Genomic DNA, 22,652 nt, shown 5'->3' with positions numbered 1-22,652 from the left:
CGATTCGAAACCACTCCAGTATATTCACGGCTCCCGCCCGCTCCGCAGGCGAACGCCTACCCCAAGCCGCAAAAAAAAGCTCTCCTTCCGGAGAAGAAGAGCAAGAGAGTTACGAATCCTCGTGATCGTCGTCGTCGTGATGACGGTCCTTGCAGCAGCCGCATTTGCAACCGTGGTGGCACGGATTGCACTTGTTCTGCAGCCATCTTACTTTGCAAATATGATGAATCGGAATGCTGACGACGTGCTGCTCTTCCTTTTTCTTGCACCGCGCCTTGACGTCCTCGTCTTTGACCCTCAAGTGCACCAACGTGCCGCCGACGCCGCAAATTTTCCCTTGAATCGTTTCGACGGCATCGCCGCACTCATGCTCGATCTCTACCTTGCAGCCGATATGGCGATGAAACTCGAAGCCGAGGTTACCGCCCAGATGCGCCAGCCGCACGCGCAGCCGATCGACGCACAGATCGAACGGCGAGCAATGGATCGGAAAATGACCGTGGCAGCCGCAGCCGCCGTGGCCGTGGTGGCCGCAGCCGTGGCCGTGGTGGCCGTGGCCATGGAAATGGAAATGACTGTGACACCCATGATGATGGCCGTGGCGGCCGTGGTGACCATGATGCCCATGATGCCCGTGATGCCCATGACAACCGCATTTGGACATACTGACCCCCCCTTTCCTGGTGATGTACTACCCTATGTCGGCCGGAACGCCGAAGACAAGGATACTTGTTCCGTTACGCCGCAAATGTACTTCCGCACAACGGCGCCAGCGGAAAAGGACCGGGCGGGGGCGTCCGTACAGTCCGCAGGCAAAAATCCCCATATGATAAACCAGCGCTAGCACAGAAACGAAGGAGGGGATTCCCATGCACTTCGAAGAGGCCATCCTGCCCGAAAATCAAATGTTCGCCGAAATGAAAGGCCAATGCGTGCTGATCGTTACGACGGCGCAGCAGCTCAATATTTTGGGGCAAACGTTCCGTCCCGTCTTCTGCGGCACGGTATCGGAAGTGACGAACGGCTACATCACGCTGCATCCGGTCATCATCAAAATGACGAACGCCCCGTTCTTCCGCTTCCCGACGCCGCTCAGCTTTCCGATCGAAATCATCTCCCACTTCACCCCGTTCGATTGCGACCGGCGCATTCCGTTAACGTAAAGGAGGGAGACCATGCATAAGGAATACAAAAAATACGCCAAACAGCTCGGCCTCGGCGAAAGCGCCGACATCACCGCGGTTCGGAACGCCGTCGTCAGCCGCGTGTTTCAAGAAAGCATCGGCAAACGGGTCATTTTGCTGCAAGAATCTTTTCCGTTCCTGTTCGTGGGCGAAATTTTCGCCGTCGAGGCCGACTTTATGCTTTTGAAAACGGAGTTCACCAACATTGCCGAATTCGACGGGGAACTGTTCCGCATTCATTTGGACACGGTCCACGTGTTCTTTATCGAAGACGGGAAGCACTGCATCCCGGACATTCGCACGTAACGAAAGGAGGTCCGCGCGATGCGCCGATGCTTTCATATCGTAGCCATCCCGATTCGCATCGTCGTGAACCGGTTCGGCGAACACGATCCGAACGGGATGATGTATGTGCTGAAGGAGAACGAGGAGCGCGTCCGACGGCTCGTCGCGGAGCATCCGTTCACGCCCGTCGATCTCGTCGCGCCGCTGACGATCCGCGCGAACGTCGGCGACGACGTCGAGGTGCTGTTCGAAAACCAGCTCCCGTTCCCTGCCTCGATGCATATCCAGCGGGCCGAGTACGACGTCCAGACGTCCGACGGCGCTTGGGTCGGCTGCAACGACAACTCGACGGCGCCCCCCTGCCCGCCCGGGGGGACGCAGCTCTACCGCTGGAGCATTTTGTTCGAAGGCACCCATTTCTTCTCGGATCTCGGCAACCCGTTGTCGTCCGAAGCCGGGAGCAACGTCCACGGCTTGTTCGGCGCGCTCATCGCCGAGCCGCGCGGCTCGTGGTGGACCGACCCGGTGACGGGCGGGCCGCTCAGCAGCGGGTTATACGCGGACGTGCATAATCCGTTTCTTCCTTCGTACCGGGAGTATGCCTGGTTTTTCCACGACGAAATGGAAGTGGACGATATTACCGGCGACGCGCCGATCAGCCCGCATACGCTGCAGCCGGAAGCGACGCACGCCGTCAACTACCGCGCGGAGCCGATGCGCAACCGGATGCGCCTCGTGCAAGAGGGCGTCGTCTGCCCGGACTGCGAGGGCGAGGAGGTCCACCACGACTCTTGGGTGTTCGGGGACCCGTCGACGCCGATTCTGAGAGCGTATGTCGGCGACCCGGTCAAGGTGAGGCTCATTCACGGCGGCGTGCAGGAGACGCATGTGTTTCATTATCACGTCCATCAATGGCAATTCGATCCCGAAGACCAGGATTCTGACATCATCGACTCGCAGTCGATCGGGCCGCAGACGTTCTACACCGTCTCGCCGCTGTACGGCGCAGGCAGCCTGCACGGCACGTTCGGCGACGTCATCATTCACTGCCACTTGTACCCGCATTTCGGGGAAGGCATGTGGGGGCTGCAGCGCATCTTCAACACGCTGCAGGACGGCAGCCAGTGTTATCCGAACGGCACGCCCATAGAGCCGTTGCAGCCGCTGCCGGATCGTCCGCTGCCCCCGCTCCCTACGGCGGAGCGTCCCGGGTTTCCGAATTTTATCCCAGGAATCGTCGGGTTCAAAGCGCCGCGCCCGCCGCTCGGCATCCGAGGCGGCCGCGAGCCGACGCAGCTCGAAATCAATCAGTTCGATCCGAACGCGAAGCCCGGGGCCGTGTTCGTCAACCCGGCACCGCCCGATGCGCCGGAGCGCGTATACCACATCTCGCTGATTCAAATGCCGATCGTCTACAACAAAGAAGGCTGGTACGATCCGCAGGGCCGCTTGTACGTGCTCGCCGAGGACGAAGAGGATGTGCTCGCCGGGCGCAAGGCGCCCGAGCCGCTCGTCATTTTCGCGAACGCGGGCGAGGTCGTCACCCTACACTACACGAACAAACTGCCGGAGACGATCGGCGGCAACGCGTTTCAACTAGTGGAGCGGACGTACGAGTCGGGCATGCACGTACACTTCGTCAAGTTCGACGTGCTCGTCTCGGACGGCGCCAACGTTGGATGGAACTACGATTCTTCGGTGCTGCCCGGGCAAACGATCACCTACCGATGGTTTTCCGAAATCGAGCTGCGCGGCACGTTTTTTCACGACCATTTGTTCGCGAACTCGCATCAGTTGCACGGGGTATTCGCCAGCATTAACATCGAAGCGCGCGGGTCGAGACATCTTCATCCTCGGACGCTCGAACCGATTCGCAGCGGCACGCAGGCCGTCATTACGAACCCGCTCATTCCGGACTTCCGGGAAATCACGATGTTCGTACACGACTTCGCGCTGCTGTTCGACAAGGACGGCTGTCCGCTCAACCCGCCGCCGTTCCCGAGCTCCATGGAAGACCCAGGAGTGATGGCGGTCAACTATCGGAACGAGCCGCTGCAGTTCCGGCTGAAGAAGCCGGATTGCGACCCTGCTTACGTCTTCAGCTCGTTCGTCCACGGCGATCCGGTTACGCCGCTCCTCGAGACGTACAACGGCGATTCGGTCCGCATCCGGCTGTTCGACGGCGCGCACGAGGAATCGCACGCCTTCAACCTCCATCGGCAGCGATGGAATCAAGAGCGCCGGGATTTGGACTCCGATTTGGTCCAGATGCAGCATATCGGCGTTTCCGAGCATTATACGCTCGAGTTCGCCATCGAAGGCGACGGCGATTTCGATATGCTGTACCATTTCGGTTCGATCGAAGATGTGTGGCTGGGGAACTGGGGGCTCATCCGAACGTATCAATTCGAGGTGCCGCACCTTCCGCCGCTGCCGGATCGCGCGTCGCCGCCGCCGCCGCGGAGGAACGTGCTGCCGCAGCCGACAGGCATGGCGCCGCCGCGCACCGAAGGTCCGGGCTGCCCGCCCGCGCCGCGGCACGCGCCGCTTCGCCGGTACGAGGTGTTCGCTCTGCAGACGCCGATTATTTACAACGAAGCCGGCGATCACGACCCGCACGGCATCGTATTCGCGCTGGCGGAGGACGTCGAAGCGATCAAGTCCGGCGCGCTCAACCCGGAGCCGCTCGTTCTGCGCGGCAACGTCGGCGAGCTGATCGAGGTGACGCTGCACAACTGCTTGTTCGAGCCGTTCCACAACGACATCGTCCACGGCTATCCGTTCGTGCCGGTCGAGGCGCCGTTCCCGCCGTCGAACCGCATTTCGATGCATCCGCAAATGGTCGTTTACGACGTGCAAGGCTCCGATGGCGCAACGGTCGGCTTCAACCCGGACCAGACGATCGGCCCGGGCGAATCGATCACGTACCTCTGGTATGTCGATCAGGATTTCGGCGCTTGCAATCTATGGGATATGGCGGATCTGCGCAACCACCGGCATCACGGCGCGTTCGGCGTATTCATCGCGGAGCCGCGGGGCTCCCGGTATCTCGATCCGATTACGCGCGAGGAGATCCGCACCGGCACGCAGGCGATTATTTCGAACCCGCTGGTCGGGGAGCATCGGGAATTCGTGCTCGCCATGCACGACGGCATCCGGCTCGTCGACAAGAACGGACGACTCATTCTCGATCCGGAGCCGGCGTTCGAAATTGCTGAGGAGCCTGCTGAACTCGAAGACTTCGAGGACCAAGGCAGCCGCGGCTTCAACTATCGGGCCGAGCGGTTCCGGCACCGTTTGCTCCGCAATCCGGACGTGTCGAAGGTGTTCAGCTCCGAAGTGCACGGCGATCCGGCGACGCCCGTCTTCCTCGCGTACGCCGGCGATCCGACCGTCATTCGGTTCGTCTTCCCGGCCGACCGGGCGCGCGCGCACACGTTCACCGTTCACGCCCACCACTGGCGCCGTTCGGTCGACGACATGAATTCGGAAACGACGTCGTTCCGCGGCGAAATTTCGATCGGCACGGCGGACGATTTCTTCCTCGATTTCGGCGCCGGCGGCTTGCTGGAACGACCGGGAGATTATATGTACCGTTCCGGGCTCATCCGGTGGGACATCGAGCTCGGCGTGTGGGGCATCCTTCGCGTCCTCGGCGAACCGACGCCGCTGCTGGCGCCGCTCGTTCGCGACGGCTGCTGCGGGGAGCTCGAGCCGATCGTCCGCGACGGCTGCGACGACTGCGACGGAGAGCTCGCGCCGCTCGTTCGCGACGGCTTTGGCGGGGAGGTGGATGAAACGTGAAATTGCAAGTCCATGGGCAGGCGTCCCCGACGGGGACGATCCGCTACCGGTCGCCGAACAGCCGGTTGTCCCAGGAGGAACTGGACCGGCTGCGGGAATGCATCGAGGAAGCGAACCGGCTGCTGCGCACGCTCGGCAACCCGCGGGACGACGAGAACTTGACGCAGCTTCGGCTTCGGTTCCGCTCGCTGTGCGGCGCGCTCGTCAAAGCGGAGATCGACTGCGGCGGCGCCGACCAGAATCACATCACGGTCGAAGTCGTCGGCATGCTGGAAACCGCCGGCAGAGATTTTATTCAGCTGCAGGCGGTCGGGGAGCGCAAGCTCGTGCCGTTCGCGCGGCTCTGCTCCCTGCAGCATGACGAACACGCCTCGCGAATGCGAGCCGCGATTTGCGAACCGCTGCTCGACATCGATCCGTGCCTGCGGCGGGATCTCGTTCTCTGCTTCGGCGAAACGGTGGCGTGCCGACCGGAGCTGCTCAACCGGTTTCTCGGCGCGCCGCTCTTCCTGCAGCTGCTCGCCTTCGTCGGCTGCCCCGTCACGGTGCGGCTCGACCGAGACGATCTCGAAGACGCGTTCGTGCGCGGCACGCTCGTCGATGCGAAGGAAGACCGCATCCGGCTGGAAGCGCGCAAGAAAGAGGATGAGGACGATCGACTCGAGTGTGTCGACATCGCGCTGGCGGACATCTGCTTCCTTACGATTCACTCGGAGCCGATGAAGCCTGTCGCAGGCAAGCACGACGATCATGAAGAACCGCATCCTGAAGAGCCGCATGACGAAGAGCCGCATTGACGGCGCAGCGAACCCCTCCGGCATTATCCGGAGGGGTTCGTCGCATTTCCGCCGCCCAACCAACCGCCAATCCGCCGACTCCGAGCAACCAACAAGGGCAGGGCATTCCCTTCTTTTGGGAACACCCTGCCCATGTTTTGCCGCCTCGCTACCCATCATGGCGCCGACACAGCCCTTGCCCGGGAGGCGGACATTCCGCGCGAAGCGTACGCCCCCCGCCGCCGATCAACGCCCCCGCCTCAGCCCCGCCAGCAGCGTCGCCAGCGCGCGCGCCGTCCGGATGCACCGCACGTCCTTCAGCGGGACCGCGACGTCGGCGGCGGCGCGGAACGGCCGCGTGCGAACGCGCACGACCAGCTCCCCGGCCGTCACGTTCGCAAGCGTGCCGATGATCGCCGCATCGTCCGTGAGCACCTTAACGCGGGCGCCGCGCCAACGCTGCAGGTGCCGCCATAGCGACTCCTCGAAAAACTGCCGGCGCAGCGTTTCTTGATTCGCCACCGTTTCGCCGAATCGCTGCAGCAGCTGCCCTCGCAGCCTGTCGTCCATCGCGATATGATGATGCGAGCCCGATACCTCCGGCAAGCCGAACGGCGTTTGCGCCGACTCGACGGCGGCGTACGGGATCCACAGCCGTTCGAACAGCGTCGTCAGCATCGCGAAATCGCGGCCGACGCCCGCCGCTTTGCCGATGACGCCCTGCGTCCGCCCGCCCGCGCGGTAAAACAGTTCCACCGGCTGATTGCGCCGATGCTTCAGAAACTTCACGAGCATCAGTTCTTTCTTTCGGTGGGGCAGCCGCTCGCCGAGGCGCTGCAAATTCGTGCCGTGAATATGCTGCTGCAGCATTTTCAGCTCGAACGACGGAAGCCCGCTGGCAGGGGACGTAAACCCCTTTTCCTCTCTCAGCCGATGCGTGTATTCCTTTTCCATCTGCCGCTCCTCCTCCCGACGCACATACGCCCGCCTCACCGCTCATACGTTAGAGTAAACTCTTCGGCGAAGGGCGGGGTTTCGTGGTCCCTTTATTTTGGGCGCTGCTGTCCAGCTACGCGCTCGCGGCGGCCGCCGCGTTTTGGTTTTTACATAAATCCAGACTTTTGATCGGCTATCATCTGGGCATGAATATGGCGATGACGTCCGGCGGCATTCTCGGCATTGCGATCGGCGCGGTGCTCGGCTCGTTGTACCCGGCCTCCTTCACGGAAGTGTCCGTCATCACGACGGTACTGGCCGTGCTCGCCGGCGCCGCCTTCGGGGCGCTCATCGATTACCAAACGGTGCTCACCGGCGTGACGAGCGGCATCATGAGCGGGATGATGGGTCCGATGCTCGGCGTCATGGCGAACGACCCGGCGCTGCTCGTCGCGTTCTGCACGCTGCTGACGTACGGCAGCTTCGGCATGCTGTGTTATTCGGTGCGCGCGTAGTTCGCTCCTACTTGTATATTCCCGCCGGCGAACGTCCGTGAGCCCGCCGGGGCGGCGGCCCGCGCCTATGTAACGAAGGCGGGACGGCCGAAACGGCCGCCCCGCATGACTTCCGTCGGAACTTACGACGAACAGCCGCACTCCTTGCAGCGGCCATGCCCGCCGTCGTGCCCATGGTGGCACCGGCAGGAGCACGGATTGCAGCAGGAATCCTTCCAATCGATTTTGCAAATTCGCTCTTTCAAGATCGTCGCGACGACGCCGTTATCCTTCAGCACGCTGATAAAATCGGTTCCGACGTCGCAGACGACGCCCTTTACTTCGTCGTTGCCGCCGCGGCATTCGTACTCGACCTCGACGCGGCAGCCTTTCAACCCGAACAATTGAAAATTCAAGTTTTGGTTCAACTGGCCAAGGCGCAAATGGAAGGGATTCAGGCACTTTTCCGAGGAAAAGGGAATGCAGCAGCCGCCCGCATGCAGTTCTCCGTCGATTCGATCAGCCGAAAAGCTGCGCGGATCGACGCGAAAATCGTCCTCCGGCGCGAAGCGCTCGCCGCCTCGCAGAATCCGCTCCGCCGGCGGAAGAACGCCGTCCGCGGCGTCGTCCCGAATCGCCTTGACTACGTCCCCTCTCAACTGCTTCATGTTCCTCTTCAACCGGTCGTACCGTTCCGCCAGCTTCTGCAGCTTTTTGGACAGCCGGCGCTCCCGGGTCTGCGAATGTTTTTCGCCCATTCCTCCCCCTCCTTTCTCCCGTCATTTCTTCCAGCATATGCCGTTTATATCTTCCTTGAAGGGTACAGTCACCGGGATGCGGCAAAATGGTCGTCCGCCGTCATGCGCGGAAGACGGACGACCGCCGCGTTAACCAACCTGAACAAGCTGCAGGTGAATCATCCGGAACGCCGCGCTTCCCTCCAGATCGGCGTACAGCCGGACGACGTCCCCCGGAAGCAGCGAGAACAGCGCCGTCCCGCCGGCGGTCAGCCCCGTCCCGGTCGTCGACATCGATGAAGGCACGGCAATCGAGCCGTTGACGCGCGCCTCGAGCTCGACCCCTCCGGGGACGGACTGCCCCAGGACGACCTGATACGAGATCGAGTAAATGCCGGCCCGATTCGCTTTGAGCCCCTGCCCCGACAAGTCGATCGTCTCATGAAGCGGTCCGGCGATCGTCAGCGGCAGCGCTCCCGCCTCCGCCTCCGCGAAGCTCGAGAAGGCCGACCCGTACGCTTGGTCGCCTCCCGGCCCCGGGGGGCCGGGAGGGCCGGGAGGGCCGGGAGGGCCGGGCGGTCCCGGATCGCCTTTCGGCCCCCGCGGACCGCGGCCGCCTTCTCCGCAACAGCAGCAGCAACAGCAGCAGCAGTCATTCCATGTCATCGCACCCACCACCTCTCCTCGTTATTGTCGAACCGTGAGCGGCACCGCCGTCAGCCGTCCGCCCGAACTGGAGCGCAGGGTGACCGTTCTCGCGTCGTCCGGCTGCGGCGCGGCCCCTTCATCCCGGTAGCCCCACTCGCCAAGCGGGTCCGCCTCCGCGACGGCCAGCACAGGTCCCGCCGTCGAGGAACCGATATGAATCGTAATCGAAACGCCCGGTCCGGGTACGTCGGTGGTCCCTTCGACGCGCCACTCCGCGTCGCCGATCCGGTACTCGGCCCTCGTTACCGTCAATGCGTCGGGCAGCGCCGAAATTTGCACCGTATCCGACGAGGAGCCGCCGGGGCCCGTGACCGTCAGACGGAACCGGAGCGGCAGCGGCTGCTTCGGAAACGTGAACGTCGGGTTCGGCGTATCCGCGCCATTCAGCGTCACGGCCGGACCGGCGATCTGCTCCCATTCGAAGCTAACCGGGGACACGTTCGAGCTGCCCTGCAGGGTGACGACGGTTCCTTGCCGCACTGTCTGGTCCGGACCTGCGTTCGCGATCGGCGCCGGCGCGGACGTCACGACTTGAACGGCCGTCGTATCGACGGACGGTCCGCCGGGACCGGTAACGGTCAAAGCGAACTCGAGCGAAGCCGCGGTCCCCGGCGCCGCGAACGAGGCGATCGCTTCGTCCGCGTCCGACAGCGTGACCGCCGGGCCGGCGACCTGCGTCCATGCGTAGGACGCGATCGGACCGGTCGACCCCGTGCCGTCGAGCGTTACCGTCCTGTTGATCAGCACCGTCTGGTCCGGCCCCGCGTCCGCCGACACTCCGATCGGCTCGAACGGGTTGCCTTCCACATACACCGGGATTTCGATGCTTCCCCCCGCTTCGGACGTGATTTCGACGCTCGCCGGCACCCCGTCCGGCAGCGTCCGCACGAGCGTTCCGCCCGACGGGAAGCTGGCGAAGCCGACCGCCGTCAGCGTCGGGGCGCCGAACGTATCGCTGGACGAGCCCGTCACCGTCAGCTCCGACGTATCCAAATCGTACACGGCGGTACCCGTCAGCAAATCGGCCGGCTCGGCCGTTTTCACACTTGGAGGCTGGTCGCCGACGTTCGTCACCGTAATTTCGTTCGGCACGCCGCCATCGAAGGCGATATGCGCCAAATATTCCCCCTGACCTCCCTGCATCACCGTCGGATCGAAACCGGGACCGCTCACGACGAGCTGCTGCGGCGTCGTGTCGGTCGACGCGAACACGTCGAGCAGCCCTCCGGACGCTTCGGTCCGCGTATACGACGCGCGAACGATATCGACGCCGGCGATCGTCGAAATTGTGCCGAGCACGGCGAACAGCCGCGTCTCGATCGCGTCGTCCGACACGCGGTCCGGCGAACCGACGCCGATGTCGGGACCTTCGATGCGGAAATAGTTCCGGCCCACAGGGCTGCCTACGATGCGATGAAGCACGTTCGGATCGCCGATATACCCGGGCGGCGGCGCCGGGGCGACCGCGGGATCCCACCGAAGGAACGGGTGTATCCGGCTGTTGCCGGCCTGCTCGAAGCCGCCTCCGTCCATATCCCCGATATCCTCGGTGAAATTGATCTCGCCCTCGTCATCCGCCTCGAACGTCTCGACCCCGTACGGATGATACACCGTATACACCGCTCCCGGAATCAGCTCTCTCGCGCGTACGCGCACCCGTCCGAACACGATTTGTTCCCCCGGCGTCGGCACCTCGTTCACGAACGCCGCTTCGAGCGCCAGCACGAGCCGCGCCCGACCGCCGGTCCCTGTCTCCATTTCGGCCTCGGCCGAAAAATAAAACGACTCCGACGGGAAGTTGTCCGGAAACGACACCGGCGCCGACGGGTTCGGCAAATCGGCCGGCGTAATGCCGCTGTACGGATCGTTCGGATCCGTATTCAGCTGAAGACGCAGCCCGTTCTCGTCTTTGTACCAGACCGGATACCCGTTGGCCGCGCTAATCGGTCCAACCGTGAGCATCGCGCTTCCCCCTTCCAGAAAAAATCCCTCCACTCTCTATATGTGTATGTGACAGCCGTCCAGGCAGCATGGACTGTCCCCTACGGGCTCGATGCTTTTCCGCGCATAAAAAAAAGAAGGCCCGGACATTACGCCCGAACCTTCTTCATCGCTTGCTCGTACCATTCCCAGCCGCTTCCGGCCTCGTCCGGCCGATGCGCGTCCGAACCGAACACCAGCTCGACGCCCTGCGCCGCACAGGCGGCCATATACCATTCCGGCACGTACGCCTTGCCGCACGTCGGCTTCCGCAGGCCGGCGGCGTTCACGTCGAGGCCCACGCCGCACTCGACGAGGAGCGGCAGCAGCCGTTCCAGCCGCTCGCGGATGTGCGCCTCGTCGATCGGAGGCAGCGCCGTGCGGAATTTCTCGATCAGATTCACGTGACCGAGCCGCTTCCGCCACCGCCAGCCGGCCGCGCTGCGCACCGCCAGCTCCACGTGATCGTAATACACGTCGGTCACCTTCTCCATCGAGCCGTAGTACGAGAGCAGATTGTCTTGGAAATCCTCCGGCTTGTAATCGACGCAGCGCATCCCGCCGCGGCCCGGCAAATAATGCACGGACACGATGACGTCCTCGAGATCCGAAGCCGCCTCGGCGAGCACGTCCTCCGTGAACGATTCCTTGCCGTACAAATAATCCATTTCGAGACCGACCGCGATGTCGAGCGTTCCTTCGAATTCCCGCTTCACGGCCTTCGCCTCGGCGAGGTAGGCCGGAAGCTCCGAGCGGTCCATCGCGAGCTCCGGCGTCAGGACGGGGTCGTCAATCCACCCGTCCGGCAGCGGCGGATGCTCGGTGACCGAGTACCGCTCGAATCCGAGCGCCGCCGCCCGCGCCGCGTATTCCCGCAGCGGCCGGTCGCTCCCGTGCTTGCAAAATTGCGTATGCGTATGCCCGTCCCATTTCATGAACAACGTCGTCCCAACCTTCCCGAAAATATCCATGCTCTACGTTCAGCATAGTCCAACGATCCCCGGGATACAAGACGCAATCCATATGATAAGATAGGTGCACAACACACGTACGGAAGGAGGCCGCGCCATGGAATGCCGTATCGGATGCGCCGCCTGCTGCATCGTCGTTTCGATCTCCTCGCCCATACCGGGCATGCCGGACGGGAAGCCCGCGGGCGTGCCTTGCGTGCAGCTGGACGATCAGCGCCGGTGCAAGCTGTTCGGCAAGCCCGAGCGCCCGAAGGTGTGCCGCGAGCTGCACGCCTCGGAGGAGATGTGCGGCGCGAACAACGAAGAAGCGTTCGCCCTTCTCGCGGAACTGGAGCGCGCCACGCGGCCGGATCGGGACGGCTGAACGTCAAACGCAGGCCATCTCGCGGCCGTCGTCCTTCGATTCGGCTTCGCAGAGCGGCAAATGGACGGTGACCGTCGTCCCTTGCCCTGGGGAGCTCGCGAAACGAATACGTCCGCCCATATCCGCGACGGTGCGGAACACGACGGCCAGCCCCAACCCCGTGCCGTCCTGCTTCGTCGTTTCGTAAGGCATGCCGATGCGGTCGAGCTGGGCTTCGTTCATGCCGACGCCTTCGTCTTGGATGACGAGCAGCGACTCCGCTTTGCCCGGCGAGCGCTTCAGCTCGACGCGGAGCAGGCCGCCCTGAGGCATCGCTTCGATCGCGTTTTTGCACAGGTTAATAATGCACTGCCGGTATTTGCCGACGTTGCCGTACGTCCACAGCTTCTGTTCGAACGACGTCTCCAGCTGGACCGAGTGAATAAGGGCGTACGGAGTGATAACGTTTACGATATGGCGCAAGTCATCGGCCGGATCGAACCGCTGATCGAGCGAGGCGGACGGCTCGTGCTTGGCGAACGTCAAGTACTCGGTGATCATCGTTTGCGCACGCTCCAGCTCTTCCAACGCCAGGTCGTAAAATTTCTCCCGATCCTTCTCCCCGATTCCTCCCGATTTCATCAACTGCAGCACCCCTTTGGTCACCGTCAGCGGGTTGCGCACCTCATGGGATACGCTAGCCGCGAGCTGGCTCACCAAATTATATTTTTCCAATCGTTCAGAAAGCTGCCAAAATCCGCTCTTCCGAGAACGGTCGTTGATCGTCCACAGCTCGATGATCGCCGTCATGCCCGCCGCGGCGGCCGCTTGGATCGCGATGACGGAGAGCAGCGCCGGTAGCTCGTCCCCATAGCCCGAAGCGGCCGCAAGCGCCGACGAATGCAGCAGCGTCAACGCTGCGGCGACGACGGCCTTCGAGCGAACGGCCCACGGCATGCGCTCGAACCAGCGAGGGGGCACGAGCAGCACGGCGCAGACGGCAAGGGCCGCGAGAACATGCCCGTCCAACGCGTAACGAAATATTGCCGCGGCGGCGCACAGCGGCACGCTGAGGGCGTATCCCATGTACAGATGGGTCAGCAGGAGAGGGATCCAAGAAAAATCGAGCGAATACGCAGGGGAGATGCGAATCGGGAACAATATGCATGCCGCAGCGATCGCGGCGGCGGCCGCAAAGGAGATGGCGCGTTTAAATCTATAAAAAAAGGGACGGTCATCGATTAATTGAAGGAAAAGCACCGGAGCAATCAGGAACAGGACATCCAATAATGCATTCTGCATCGGTGTTGGCATAGGAAGCCCCCTATTTGATTTGCCACAAGCTGCTAAAAATTATAGCATAATCCTCCCCTTTTTCATAGGTTCCTTAGTTTTATAATAATTAACTTCAACAAAAAAACCGGGGGCTTGTTCGCCCCCGGCGGCCTTGCCTCACGCGATCGGCGTGCCGTTCGGCACCGGCTCGTCGGGACGCAGCAGCGCGACGTCCCCTTCCTCCGGCACGCCGCCGAGCACGAGCACCTCCGACACGAAGCCGGCGATGCGGCGCGGCGGGAAGTTGACGATGGCCGCCACCTGCCTGCCGACGAGCGCTTCCGGATCGTACCGCTTCGTGATTTGCGCCGAAGAGCGTTTCACGCCGAGCGGTCCGAAATCGATTTCCAATTTGATCGCCGGCTTCCGCGCCTCCGGGAACGGCTCCGCGGACAGCACCGTGCCGATCCGAATATCGAGCCGCAGGAAATCGTCGATCGTCGCTTGTTCCTTCATGCGTCATTCATCCTTTTTGCAGCCAGTATAAATAATACACGTAATCGAGAGGCGGAGCGGCGTGCCCGAGCTGCCGCAGCGCCTGCGCGACGCCCCCGCGGTGATGCGTGCCGTGGTTGACGACATGCGCGACGAGCTCGGCCGGCGACGCGCGCAGAATGCCGAGACGCGGGTGCTCGTACTCCGCGGAGGCGTCCGGATCGGGCAATTCGCCCAGCAGGCTTCGGTAGTCATCCGCCGACTCTCGGAACAGCCGCTCGACTTCGGCCGCTCTCGCGTTAGCCGCTTGCGCCAGCCACTCCGGAACCGAAGCGGCGATCTGCTCGAACGTCCGGTCCCTCGACAGCACGTACCGCCACGTGCGCTCCATCGCGTACATATGCGCGAGCGTCGCCTGCACCGTCGGGAACGAGCCTTCGACGGGGCTCGTCCACACCGCATCGGGCAGCGATTCCAACCCGCGGAACAGTTGCTCGTTCGCCCAAACGTGATATTCGAAATGCTTCAGCACACGATTCGTCATTCCGCAGCCTCCTCTTTCGGCAGCTTCCGGTACAGCTCGATCAAATGGCCGTCCGGATCGCGAATGTAAGCGACGCGCACGCCCCACGCGCGTCTGTCCGCCGGCTCCTTCGCCGGCTCGGCTCCTCTGCGCAGCAGCCGCACGTACGCCGCGTCCACGTCCTCCGTTTCGATGTTGAGCAGCGCGGACCCGAAACGGCCCGACGCGAACGCGTCCGCCCCCGCGCCGAGCGCCTCCGCCATGGCGCCGCGTCCTACGACTTCCAGCTTGACGTCCCCAGTGTCGAACAGCGCGTACTGCTCCTCCTCCACCAGCCAAAGCGCCGGAAACCCCATGATCTCCTTGTAAAATGCCGCGCTGACCGAAAAACGCTCCGCGATCAATCGAAATTGCCTCAGTTGCATGCAGCTTGCCTCCCATTCGTGATAGCAACATCGTACAGGAGGAACACTGACAAATACGGTCAGCGTTTTCTCATCGCTTCGTAATGGGGCCGCAGCCGCTCCAGCACCTCCAGCATCGCGTCGACGAGCGCCGGCGGCTCCGCCGCCGCGATCGACGTCCCGAAAGCGATCAGCGTGTACGGGACGTAGTGTCGCACCCATTGCCGATCCATCCGGAACGTCGCTTCCTCCGCCGTCCGCTCGACGAGCGCCGGGGCGAACAACCAATGCAGGCAAAGATCGTCGATCGCGCGGCGATCGCCGCGCAGCTTGAATTCGACGAGCTCCTCCGCCTCGTCATCGCCCTGCTTCGGCAGCAGAAACTGCATGAAATACCGCCGCGCCGAAAACCCCTCGGGCCGGGCGAACGTCGCCGCCGACGGCACGCACGACCGGATCCGATCCGCCCGGAAGCTTCGGACTTCATCGCGCAGACGGCAATGCGCGACAACGTACCATCGGCTCCGCCATACGACGAGGCCGTACGGGTCGATGCGGCGGGCGGACGTCGGCCCGCCGTATCCTTTCTCGTACTCGATGTCCACGGATTCGGACCGTTGTATCGCCTCCTCGACGACGCGAAGCGTCTCGCGAACGGTATCATCGGCGGATGCGCTGATGACGTCGATGTCGGCGGCGTGCCGGTCTAGCGTATCCCGCTGCTCCGCGGTCGCATACCTCTTCAGCTTGCCGACGGCTCGCTCCAGCGCCGCTTCGTGCGGGTAGCCCGCCTGCTTCGCGAAGACGGCCGCCTGCACCAGCGCCTTCTGCTCTTCGAGATCGAAGAAGAGCGGCGATTCCCGGAACGACGGCAGCAGCGTGTAGCCTCCGTTCGGCCCCGATTCCGCAACGATCGGCACCCCGCTCGCGCACAGCGCGTCGATGTACCGATAGACGGAGCGAACGTGAATTTCGAGCGCTTCCGCGAGCTGCTTCGCCGTGACGCGCCGGCGGGTTTTCAGCAGCCATAGAATCGAAAGCATGTTATCGGCTTTGGGCATTCCGGCGCCCCCTTCCATCTTTCCCCATTGTAGTACGCTTTCCCGCGAAACGAAAGACCGTTCGCCGCTTGCCGGGTTCCGGCCCCGAGGCGGACGTGGTATGATCGTAGCATCATGCTTTGCACCGGAGGGCTCGATAATTTTATGAACGACGAATGGCAAGAGGCTTGGGGCGCTTCCGCCGTGACGGACGCCGATGCCGCCGCGCGGGAGGCGCTGGCGCGTTTTTTCCCCGGCGAGCGCCTGACCGCGCGCGGGGGCCCGAGCGGAATGAACAATACGACGCGGTACGTGGAGAGGCAGGGGGCGCTGTACGTGCTGCGCGTGTACGAGACGCACCGAGACGAGGAGAAAGTCGGCTTCGAGCTGGCGGTGCTGACGGCGCTCGCCCGCCGGCCGCTCCCGTTCCGCGTGCCGGAGCCGGTGCCCGCGCCGGAGGGCGTCTGCGTCCGGCTCGAAGACGGCCGGCTCGCCGCGCTGTTCCGGCATATCGACGGCGCGCGCCCCGATCCGACGCGCCCGGGCGCCGCGCGCGGGCTCGGACGCGCCGCGGGCGCCTTGAGCGAGGCGCTGCGCGGCGTTCGCGTCGGCCTGCGCCCGGCGTACCCGCCGTACTATGAGCTCGACGCGGCGCACCCGCTCTGCCCGACCGAAGCGGTGGAGCGGTTTTGCGCGGCGCCGCCGGCGACGTTCCAAGGCTGCGCTGCTCCGCTCGCGCGCCTCGGGCAGGAGCTCGAGCGCATCCGCCGCTCGCTCCCCGCGCTGCGAAGCTTGCCGCACCAGCTCGTGCACGGCGATTTGAACGCGTCGAACATGCTCGTTCGGCCGGACGGCGAAGCCGCCGCCGTGCTCGACTTCGAATTCGTCACGCGCGACCTGCGCGTCATGGAAGCGGCCGTCTGCCTGTCCGACCTGCTGAACGGGGATCGCGGCGCGGCGGAGACGGCCGAGCTCGCCGCCGAATTCGCCGCCGGCTACGGCGCCGCGTCTCGCCTGTCGGCGAGCGAGGCGGAGGCGATCCCGCTGCTCCTCCGGCTGCGCCGGCTCGACGTGTTCCTTCATTTCCTCGGCCGATATCGGGACGGCGTCGACGACGCCGACAAGCTGCGAGGCTTCATCGACGGCGGCGCCGCCGCGCTCGACCGCTTCGACGGCTTGCGGGAGCCGCTCGCGCGGGCGATTCGTCCGATGATCGGCGAATAACGAACAAAGCGCCGGAACGGCTCCTCGCGAGAGCCGTCCGGCGCTTTCGTCCCTGCTTCCCGTCTCGCGCTGCGGCGGCAAGCCCCGGGCATGATGAGTACTTCATGCCCTTATTATGTGTAGCCCCTTCCCATAACAAGGGTAGGGGCTACACATCTCCGCGCCCAAGTCGCGCTGCGGCGGCGGTACCCGGGGCATGATGAATACTCCATGCCCTTAATATGCGTAGCCCCTTCCCATAACAAGGGTAGGGGCTACACATCTCCGCGCACGAGCCGCGACACAGCGCCGGAACCGCGGCAAGCGGCCGTACCGCGCTACGTCGCGGCGGCGTCCGTCGCCGGCTGCGCAACGAGCGCCTTCCCCTGCCACGCCCGGCTGCGCCAGCGATACAGCATGACGATGCCGCGCAGCCACTCGTCCGCGGCGATCGCCAGGAACACGCCGACGAGGCCGAGCCCCGCTTCGAACGTCAGCACGTACCCGAGCGGCAAACTTACCCCGACCATGGACACGAAGCCCATGTAAACGGAAATTTGGGCGTCCCCCGCGGCGCGCAGGCCGTTGATCAGCACCAAATTGAACACGCGCCCCGGCTCGATCAACAAGCTGCACAGGATGACTTGGGACGCGATTGCGACGATGCCCCGGTCGTCCGTGAACAGCTCGACGATCGGCGTCCGCAGCGCCACCGCGAGGCAGCAGACCGCCGCCGTAAATCCGAGCCCCCACTTCAAGCTTCGCAGCACCCGGCTGTACGCCTCGTCGGCGCGCCCCGCGCCGATCAACCGTCCGACGAGGATCGCCGTCCCCATCGCGATGGCGGCCGCGAACAAGTAAATAAACTGCGTGATGTTGATCGCATACTGCCGCGCGGCCAGCTCCATCGCTCCGAGATACGTCACATAATACAAGAACACCGTCTGGCAAACGTGGTACGTCACTTGCTCGACCGCCGACGGAACGCCGACGCGCGCGATTTTGCCGATATAGTCCTTCGAGAAAGAGACGTAGTCCCGCGGCCGGATGCGCACCTCCATGATGCGGTACAGCATCCACAAGAACACCGCCGCCGCGACGGCCCGGCTCAATACGGTCGACGCGGCCGCGCCCGCCACGCCGAGCTCGGGGGCGCCGAAATGGCCGAAGATGAGCGCATAGTTACCGATCACGTTCAGCACGTTCATGCCGAGCGACACGAACATCGACTCCCGCGTATAACCGTGGACGCGGATAAGGCTGGCCATCGTATTAATGGCCGCCTGCAGCACCAGCGTCCCGCCGACGATGGCGAGATACGTCTGCGCATGGGCCAGCACGTCGCCCCGCAAATTCATGGAGCGCAGCAGCGCGTCCCCGAACAGCAAGTACCCGGCGCTGATCGCGAGACCCGCGCCTACGTTGAGCGAAATCGCGATCCCCGCGATGCGCGACGCCTCCGCCGGTTTGCGCGAGCCGAGGTACTGCGACACGACGATCGCCGCTCCGTGCGCCACGACCTCCATCAGCAAAATGGTGACGAAAATAAATTGATTCGCCGCGCCGACGCCGGACACCGCTGAATCCGACACGCCGCTCAGCATGAACGTGTCCGCGCTGCCCATGAGCGTGAACAGCGTCATCTCCAGGAAAATGGGCCACGTTAACATAAACAAACTCATAGAACCCGCAGCCCCAAGCGGCCGGGTTTCCGATGCGCCTTTCCCCTTCATCTCCGTTTCGTCTCCTACCCGTATCTCTCTTTTAGATTTTTCATCGTATGGTAGCACATTTCGGGCCGTTTTTCATTAGGAAACAACCTCCCTCCCGCTTGGGACAAAGACGTCGCAGCGGTATAATACAATGGAACACCCATAACGCGGACGGAGGAAGAGAGAAACGTGGATCAACAGCGAATACTGGACGCTTACCATTTTCGTCATGCCTGCAAAGAATTCGACCCGAACCGCACGATCGCGGAAGACGATTTTCGCTTCATTCTCGAAACGGGCCGGTTGTCCCCCAGCTCCTTCGGCTTCGAGCCGTGGCGCTTCGTCGTGCTGCAAAACGCCGACATTCGGAACCGTCTGCTGCCGGTAACGTGGGGAGGGCAGAAAAGCATTCCGACGGCGAGTCACCTCGTGCTCTTGTTTTCGCGGACGAAGCGGAACTTCCTGCCGGATGCCGAGTATGTCGCGTATTTGAAAAAAGACGTGCAAAAGATGCCCGACGACGCGTTCGGCGGCTTCCAGAAACGTCTTGAGACGTTCCTTGCCTCGGATTTCAAGCTGATCGACAACGAGCGAGCCGTGTTCGAATGGGCCAGCCGCCAAACGTATATCGCCCTCGGCAACATGATGACGTCGGCGGCGATGATCGGCATCGACTCGTGCCCGATCGAAGGGTTCGACAAAGACGCCGTCGAGGGCATTCTTCGCGAGGCGGGCATCCTCGAAGGGGAAGACTTCGGCCTCTCGTGCATGGTTGCCTTCGGCTACCGCGCCCGCGACCCCCAGCGCGCCAAAACGAGGCGCGCGATGGACGAAGTCGTGCAGTGGATCGAATAAATCGCCGCGCCATAACGAAGCCAGCCGCCGATTCCCGGCGGCTGGCTTTGTCATGCGGTTATCGGCGCTTCGGGCGGCCGAATTTGCCCGCGTGATAATCTTCGATCGCGAGCTTGATGTCGCCGGCCGTCGTCATGACGAACGGGCCGTGCTGCACGACCGGCTCGCCGATCGGCCGCCCGGCGAACAGCACCGCCCGCAGCGGCTCGTCCGCGCGCAGCGTCGCTTCGCTCTCGGCGGCGCCTCCCGCCCCGCCGAGCCGGAGCACATGCCCCGCTTCAGCGGGCGTCTCCTCGGCGCCGAACCGCCCGCGGCCCTCGAGCACGTAGATAAAGCCGTTGTAATCGCCCGGCAAATCTTGCGAGACGGACGCGCCGGCTTCGAGCGAGATGTCGACGAACGTGACCGGCACGACGTTCTTCGTCTCCGCCGCGACGCCGCCGGACGAGCCCGAGAAGACGCGCACGACCGCGCCGGCTTCCCGCCGTACCGGCATGGCGGACGCCTTCAGGTCTTGATATCGCGGCGGCGTCATTTTCTCCGCCTTCGGCAAGTTCAGCCACAGCTGCAGGCTGTGGACCGTCTCTCCCGGCAGCGGGTCCTCGGAATGAATGATGCCGCTGCCCGCGGTCATCCATTGGACGTCGCCGGGCTCGAGAATGCCGTAGCCGCCGAAGCTGTCCTCATGCTTCAGCCGCCCTTCGATGACGTACGTGACCGTCTCGAAGCCGCGATGCGGGTGGAAGTCGAACGTCCCCGCCTGAAACCAATCCTCCATCATGAGGAGGAACGGATCGAATTCCTGCCATCTGCCCGGCGGCAGCACGGGCGCGGCTTTCAGATGCGAGCCGCCCCGCGGCTCGGCCTCCGCCTTCCACATGGCGGCGATGCCCCGCCGCGCGATGTTCCGCTGCTCCATCAAAATCCCTCCTGCGTGTTATTCGGCTTCGCGGGCGCCGCCGATAAGCGGCTTCCGCGCTGCGATCGACGATGCACCCACACATAGTATACGCCCGCCATGCACGCGACGACGAGCCCGCCGATCAAATACATGCCGCGGTAGCCGGCGTGAGCGGCGGCGACGCCCAGCACATACGAACCGATCCCGTAGCCGGAGTCGAACAGGACGAAGAACGTGCCGGTCGCGATGCCGGCCCGATGTCTCGGCGCGGACTGCACGGCCAGCGTCTGCAGGCTCGGCAGCAGCGCGCCGAAGCCGAGGCCGACGACCGCGCCGGAGAGCAGGAACGCCGCCGGCGACTGCACCGCGCTGAGCCAAATCATACCGCCGGCGAACAGCGCGACGCCCGGGTACACGAGCGCGTTCGCGCCGAAGCGGTCGAACCACCGCCCGGTCGCCGGGCGGGAGAAGACGATCGCCGCGGCGAACACGGCGAAGAAGTAACTCGCGTACGAAGCGTAGCCCAAATCGACCGCGTACACCGACAGGAACGTCGTGATAGCCCCGTACGCGAACGCGAGCAGCGCGGCCGTGCCGGACACCGGCAGCGCGGCCGGCTCGAAGTACCGGCGAAGGCCCGACGCCGGGGCGTCTCCCGGAGCCGGCTTGCGCCGCTCCGGCAGCCGCAGCGCGAGGCCGCAGAGCAGCGCCAGCGCGGAGAAGACGCCGCACAGCGCGAACAGCGACGTCGGCGAATATCGGTTCGCGACGGTGAGGCCGATGAACGGGCCGACGACCATGGCAAGGCTCATGAACAAGCTGTAATAGCCGATGCCTTCGCCCTTGCGCCGCTCCGGCACGAGATCGGCGGCCGCCGCTCCGCCGGCGGTCGCCGCGAGACCGAAGCCGATCCCGTGCACGAACCGGAGCGCGATCAGCGGCCAGAACGAATGAATCGCGTGGTACGCCGCCGTGCAGACGAAGAACAGCAGCAGCGAGCCCGCGAATATTTTTTTCCGGTCGTATTGGTCCATCCATCGCCCCGCCAGCGGCCGAACGCAAACGGTGGAAACGATGAACGCGGTCATGACGAGCCCGATGCGCTCCTCCGGCGCCCCGAGCTCGCCCGTGACGAACAGCGGCAGCGTCACCGCCAAAATATAGAACGTTAAGAAAACAAAAAAGCTGCTGAGACAGACCGCAAGAAAGCTGCGCGTCCACAGCGGCGTTCGATCCTCAAGCATCGCGGCACTCCTCCCCTGCAGCGTTCCGGCGGCGGCACGCGTTGCTCCAAATCTGATTCAACGCGTCCCGAAGCGCGGCGATCCGTTCGTCCGACAGGCCGCCCAGCGCTTCGCGAATCGTCTCCCGCTCCACGGGGGCGAGCGCCTCGCTAAGCGTCCGCCCTTGGTCGGTGATCCGGAGGACGAACGAGCGGCGATCCTCCTCGCTGCGTTCGCGAACGACCAGACGTTTCCGCTCCAATTGGTCCAAAATCCGCGTCACGTTCGTCTGGTCCTTCTCGACCCTTGCGGCGAGCTCCTTCTGGCTGACGCCGTCCCGCTCGGCGAGGCGCTGCAGCACCGCGAACTGCTCGGTCGTTACGCCGTACGGCTCGAATCGAGCGTTGAGGCGCTGGGTCAGCTTGCGCGTCGTGCGGCTTAACAGAAAGCCGATCGAATCGTCCAACAAAGCGAATCTTCCCCTCGGAATATTTTAATTGCTGTAGCAATTATATGTACGACATTTTCATAAAGTCAATGCAAAAAAGTTCGCCGAACCAGCGGCTTCGGCAGCCGTTTCCTCCGTTACCATCAAAAATCGCGCCCGCGAGCGGCCCGCCCCAGCGAAAAACCGATTGAAAACCGTCCGCCGACCTGTTATAGTCATCACTGACAATCCAAAGAAGAAATCCGGCGCCGCGGCGTCGGGAGAGGTTCGCGAACTCCCTCTATAAAAAACTAAGATTGGTGCAGAACGCTCTACTGTTCTGCGCTCGCTTCGTTTTGCACGAACTAGAAGGAAT

Annotated in this window: 23 protein-coding genes and 1 riboswitch; of the genes, 8 read left to right on the top strand and 15 right to left on the bottom strand. The window is 63.6% G+C overall.

Annotated elements, in window-relative coordinates; genetic code table 11:
- Positions 1-109: 109 nt before the first annotated feature.
- Entirely contained in the window at positions 110-664 is a 555-nt protein-coding gene (locus tag VE009_RS01015; RefSeq protein WP_325005522.1) for a hypothetical protein, read from the bottom strand.
- A 205-nt stretch (positions 665-869) separates the two neighbouring features.
- Here VE009_RS01015 and VE009_RS01010 point away from each other — a divergent pair, with 205 nt between their 5' ends.
- The 4 genes from VE009_RS01010 to VE009_RS00995 are packed head-to-tail and all read left to right on the top strand — an operon-like array spanning position 870 to position 6,070.
- The gene (locus VE009_RS01010) at positions 870-1,163 is read left to right on the top strand and encodes a hypothetical protein (RefSeq protein ID WP_325005521.1); all 294 of its coding nucleotides are present in this window, start codon (positions 870-872) and stop codon (positions 1,161-1,163) included.
- Between the two features lie 12 nt (positions 1,164-1,175).
- Positions 1,176-1,490 (top strand): hypothetical protein, encoded by a 315-nt coding sequence (locus tag VE009_RS01005; RefSeq protein ID WP_325005520.1) that lies wholly within the window; start codon positions 1,176-1,178, stop codon positions 1,488-1,490.
- 18 nt (positions 1,491-1,508) lie between these two features.
- Positions 1,509-5,273 (top strand): multicopper oxidase domain-containing protein, encoded by a 3,765-nt coding sequence (locus VE009_RS01000; protein WP_325005519.1) that lies wholly within the window; start codon positions 1,509-1,511, stop codon positions 5,271-5,273.
- Positions 5,270-6,070, top strand: a complete 801-nt coding sequence (locus VE009_RS00995; RefSeq protein ID WP_325005518.1) for a hypothetical protein — start codon at positions 5,270-5,272, stop codon at positions 6,068-6,070. The genes VE009_RS01000 and VE009_RS00995 overlap by 4 nt, the downstream gene beginning before the upstream one ends.
- A 225-nt stretch (positions 6,071-6,295) precedes the next feature.
- Here VE009_RS00995 and VE009_RS00990 read toward each other — a convergent pair whose 3' ends face one another.
- Complete coding sequence (locus tag VE009_RS00990; RefSeq protein WP_325005517.1) at positions 6,296-7,003, bottom strand: hypothetical protein; 708 nt, start codon at positions 7,001-7,003, stop codon at positions 6,296-6,298.
- An 83-nt stretch (positions 7,004-7,086) separates the two neighbouring features.
- Here VE009_RS00990 and VE009_RS00985 point away from each other — a divergent pair, with 83 nt between their 5' ends.
- The gene (locus VE009_RS00985; RefSeq protein WP_325005516.1) at positions 7,087-7,500 is read left to right on the top strand and encodes a hypothetical protein; all 414 of its coding nucleotides are present in this window, start codon (positions 7,087-7,089) and stop codon (positions 7,498-7,500) included.
- 122 nt (positions 7,501-7,622) lie between these two features.
- On the opposite strand, the gene VE009_RS00980 is transcribed toward VE009_RS00985, so the two are convergent.
- The 4 genes from VE009_RS00980 to hisJ all read right to left on the bottom strand — a co-directional run bounded on the left by VE009_RS00980 (position 7,623) and on the right by hisJ (position 11,839).
- Positions 7,623-8,237, bottom strand: a complete 615-nt coding sequence (locus tag VE009_RS00980) for a hypothetical protein (protein WP_325005515.1) — start codon at positions 8,235-8,237, stop codon at positions 7,623-7,625.
- Positions 8,238-8,366: 129 nt separating this feature from the next.
- Positions 8,367-8,882 carry a hypothetical protein gene (locus VE009_RS00975; RefSeq protein WP_325005514.1) on the bottom strand — a complete coding sequence of 172 codons (516 nt, stop codon included), beginning with the start codon at positions 8,880-8,882 and terminating at the stop codon, positions 8,367-8,369.
- Between the two features lie 21 nt (positions 8,883-8,903).
- Complete coding sequence (locus VE009_RS00970; protein ID WP_325005513.1) at positions 8,904-10,886, bottom strand: PKD domain-containing protein; 1,983 nt, start codon at positions 10,884-10,886, stop codon at positions 8,904-8,906.
- Positions 10,887-11,014: 128 nt separating this feature from the next.
- The gene (gene hisJ / locus VE009_RS00965) at positions 11,015-11,839 is read right to left on the bottom strand and encodes a histidinol-phosphatase HisJ (RefSeq protein ID WP_325005548.1); all 825 of its coding nucleotides are present in this window, start codon (positions 11,837-11,839) and stop codon (positions 11,015-11,017) included.
- Between the two features lie 133 nt (positions 11,840-11,972).
- On the opposite strand from hisJ, the gene VE009_RS00960 reads away from it, so the two are divergent.
- Positions 11,973-12,239, top strand: a complete 267-nt coding sequence (locus VE009_RS00960; protein WP_325005512.1) for a YkgJ family cysteine cluster protein — start codon at positions 11,973-11,975, stop codon at positions 12,237-12,239.
- A gap of 3 nt (positions 12,240-12,242) precedes the next feature.
- Here VE009_RS00960 and VE009_RS00955 read toward each other — a convergent pair whose 3' ends face one another.
- From VE009_RS00955 to VE009_RS00935, 5 genes are all read right to left on the bottom strand, one after another.
- Positions 12,243-13,532, bottom strand: a complete 1,290-nt coding sequence (locus VE009_RS00955; protein WP_325005511.1) for a HAMP domain-containing sensor histidine kinase — start codon at positions 13,530-13,532, stop codon at positions 12,243-12,245.
- A gap of 138 nt (positions 13,533-13,670) precedes the next feature.
- Positions 13,671-14,009, bottom strand: a complete 339-nt coding sequence (gene csaA / locus VE009_RS00950) for a chaperone CsaA (RefSeq protein ID WP_325005510.1) — start codon at positions 14,007-14,009, stop codon at positions 13,671-13,673.
- Between the two features lie 7 nt (positions 14,010-14,016).
- Positions 14,017-14,532 carry a DinB family protein gene (locus VE009_RS00945; protein WP_325005509.1) on the bottom strand — a complete coding sequence of 172 codons (516 nt, stop codon included), beginning with the start codon at positions 14,530-14,532 and terminating at the stop codon, positions 14,017-14,019.
- On the bottom strand, positions 14,529-14,936 hold the full coding sequence (locus VE009_RS00940) for a VOC family protein (RefSeq protein WP_325005508.1): 408 nt from the start codon (positions 14,934-14,936) through the stop codon (positions 14,529-14,531). Before VE009_RS00940 ends, VE009_RS00945 begins: the two co-directional genes overlap by 4 nt.
- Positions 14,937-14,995: 59 nt before the next feature.
- Positions 14,996-15,976: a YafY family protein gene (locus tag VE009_RS00935; protein WP_325005507.1), complete on the bottom strand. Its 981-nt coding sequence runs from the start codon at positions 15,974-15,976 to the stop codon at positions 14,996-14,998.
- A 144-nt stretch (positions 15,977-16,120) separates the two neighbouring features.
- Here VE009_RS00935 and VE009_RS00930 point away from each other — a divergent pair, with 144 nt between their 5' ends.
- Positions 16,121-17,179: a phosphotransferase gene (locus tag VE009_RS00930; protein WP_325005506.1), complete on the top strand. Its 1,059-nt coding sequence runs from the start codon at positions 16,121-16,123 to the stop codon at positions 17,177-17,179.
- A 317-nt stretch (positions 17,180-17,496) separates the two neighbouring features.
- Here the strand turns inward: VE009_RS00930 and VE009_RS00925 are convergent, their stop codons facing one another.
- A complete protein-coding gene (locus tag VE009_RS00925; protein WP_325005505.1) occupies positions 17,497-18,828 on the bottom strand; it encodes an MATE family efflux transporter in 1,332 nt (443 codons plus the stop codon).
- A 231-nt stretch (positions 18,829-19,059) separates the two neighbouring features.
- Between VE009_RS00925 and VE009_RS00920 the strand changes: the two genes are divergently transcribed.
- Entirely contained in the window at positions 19,060-19,725 is a 666-nt protein-coding gene (locus VE009_RS00920; protein WP_325005504.1) for an NAD(P)H-dependent oxidoreductase, read from the top strand.
- A gap of 58 nt (positions 19,726-19,783) precedes the next feature.
- On the opposite strand, the gene VE009_RS00915 is transcribed toward VE009_RS00920, so the two are convergent.
- The 3 genes from VE009_RS00915 to VE009_RS00905 are packed head-to-tail and all read right to left on the bottom strand — an operon-like array spanning position 19,784 to position 22,318.
- Positions 19,784-20,605 (bottom strand): pirin family protein, encoded by an 822-nt coding sequence (locus VE009_RS00915; RefSeq protein ID WP_325005547.1) that lies wholly within the window; start codon positions 20,603-20,605, stop codon positions 19,784-19,786.
- Between the two features lie 38 nt (positions 20,606-20,643).
- Positions 20,644-21,870 carry an MFS transporter gene (locus tag VE009_RS00910; protein WP_325005503.1) on the bottom strand — a complete coding sequence of 409 codons (1,227 nt, stop codon included), beginning with the start codon at positions 21,868-21,870 and terminating at the stop codon, positions 20,644-20,646.
- Entirely contained in the window at positions 21,863-22,318 is a 456-nt protein-coding gene (locus VE009_RS00905) for a MarR family transcriptional regulator (RefSeq protein WP_325005502.1), read from the bottom strand. The genes VE009_RS00910 and VE009_RS00905 overlap by 8 nt, the downstream gene beginning before the upstream one ends.
- 235 nt (positions 22,319-22,553) lie before the next feature.
- Positions 22,554-22,592: riboswitch (PreQ1 riboswitch) on the top strand.
- The last annotated feature ends 60 nt before the right edge of the window (positions 22,593-22,652 follow it).

It is taken from the genome of Paenibacillus sp., from assembly GCF_035645195.1.
Classification (GTDB): domain Bacteria; phylum Bacillota; class Bacilli; order Paenibacillales; family YIM-B00363; genus Paenibacillus_AE.
The sequence above is the reverse complement of the archived record's forward strand: the minus strand, read 5'-3'. Positions and strand labels throughout refer to the sequence as shown.

Coding starts and splice junctions, on each gene's coding strand:
- VE009_RS01015 (WP_325005522.1), bottom strand. CDS start 664: ATGTCCAAATGCGGTTGTCATGGGCATCACGGGCATCATGGGCATCAT.
- VE009_RS01010 (WP_325005521.1), top strand. CDS start 870: ATGCACTTCGAAGAGGCCATCCTGCCCGAAAATCAAATGTTCGCCGAA.
- VE009_RS01005 (WP_325005520.1), top strand. CDS start 1,176: ATGCATAAGGAATACAAAAAATACGCCAAACAGCTCGGCCTCGGCGAA.
- VE009_RS01000 (WP_325005519.1), top strand. CDS start 1,509: ATGCGCCGATGCTTTCATATCGTAGCCATCCCGATTCGCATCGTCGTG.
- VE009_RS00990 (WP_325005517.1), bottom strand. CDS start 7,003: ATGGAAAAGGAATACACGCATCGGCTGAGAGAGGAAAAGGGGTTTACG.
- VE009_RS00980 (WP_325005515.1), bottom strand. CDS start 8,237: ATGGGCGAAAAACATTCGCAGACCCGGGAGCGCCGGCTGTCCAAAAAG.
- VE009_RS00975 (WP_325005514.1), bottom strand. CDS start 8,882: ATGACATGGAATGACTGCTGCTGCTGTTGCTGCTGCTGTTGCGGAGAA.
- VE009_RS00970 (WP_325005513.1), bottom strand. CDS start 10,886: ATGCTCACGGTTGGACCGATTAGCGCGGCCAACGGGTATCCGGTCTGG.
- hisJ (WP_325005548.1), bottom strand. CDS start 11,839: ATGAAATGGGACGGGCATACGCATACGCAATTTTGCAAGCACGGGAGC.
- VE009_RS00960 (WP_325005512.1), top strand. CDS start 11,973: ATGGAATGCCGTATCGGATGCGCCGCCTGCTGCATCGTCGTTTCGATC.
- VE009_RS00955 (WP_325005511.1), bottom strand. CDS start 13,532: ATGCCAACACCGATGCAGAATGCATTATTGGATGTCCTGTTCCTGATT.
- csaA (WP_325005510.1), bottom strand. CDS start 14,009: ATGAAGGAACAAGCGACGATCGACGATTTCCTGCGGCTCGATATTCGG.
- VE009_RS00945 (WP_325005509.1), bottom strand. CDS start 14,532: ATGACGAATCGTGTGCTGAAGCATTTCGAATATCACGTTTGGGCGAAC.
- VE009_RS00940 (WP_325005508.1), bottom strand. CDS start 14,936: ATGCAACTGAGGCAATTTCGATTGATCGCGGAGCGTTTTTCGGTCAGC.
- VE009_RS00935 (WP_325005507.1), bottom strand. CDS start 15,976: ATGCCCAAAGCCGATAACATGCTTTCGATTCTATGGCTGCTGAAAACC.
- VE009_RS00930 (WP_325005506.1), top strand. CDS start 16,121: ATGAACGACGAATGGCAAGAGGCTTGGGGCGCTTCCGCCGTGACGGAC.
- VE009_RS00925 (WP_325005505.1), bottom strand. CDS start 18,828: ATGTTAACGTGGCCCATTTTCCTGGAGATGACGCTGTTCACGCTCATG.
- VE009_RS00915 (WP_325005547.1), bottom strand. CDS start 20,605: ATGTGGAAGGCGGAGGCCGAGCCGCGGGGCGGCTCGCATCTGAAAGCC.
- VE009_RS00910 (WP_325005503.1), bottom strand. CDS start 21,870: ATGCTTGAGGATCGAACGCCGCTGTGGACGCGCAGCTTTCTTGCGGTC.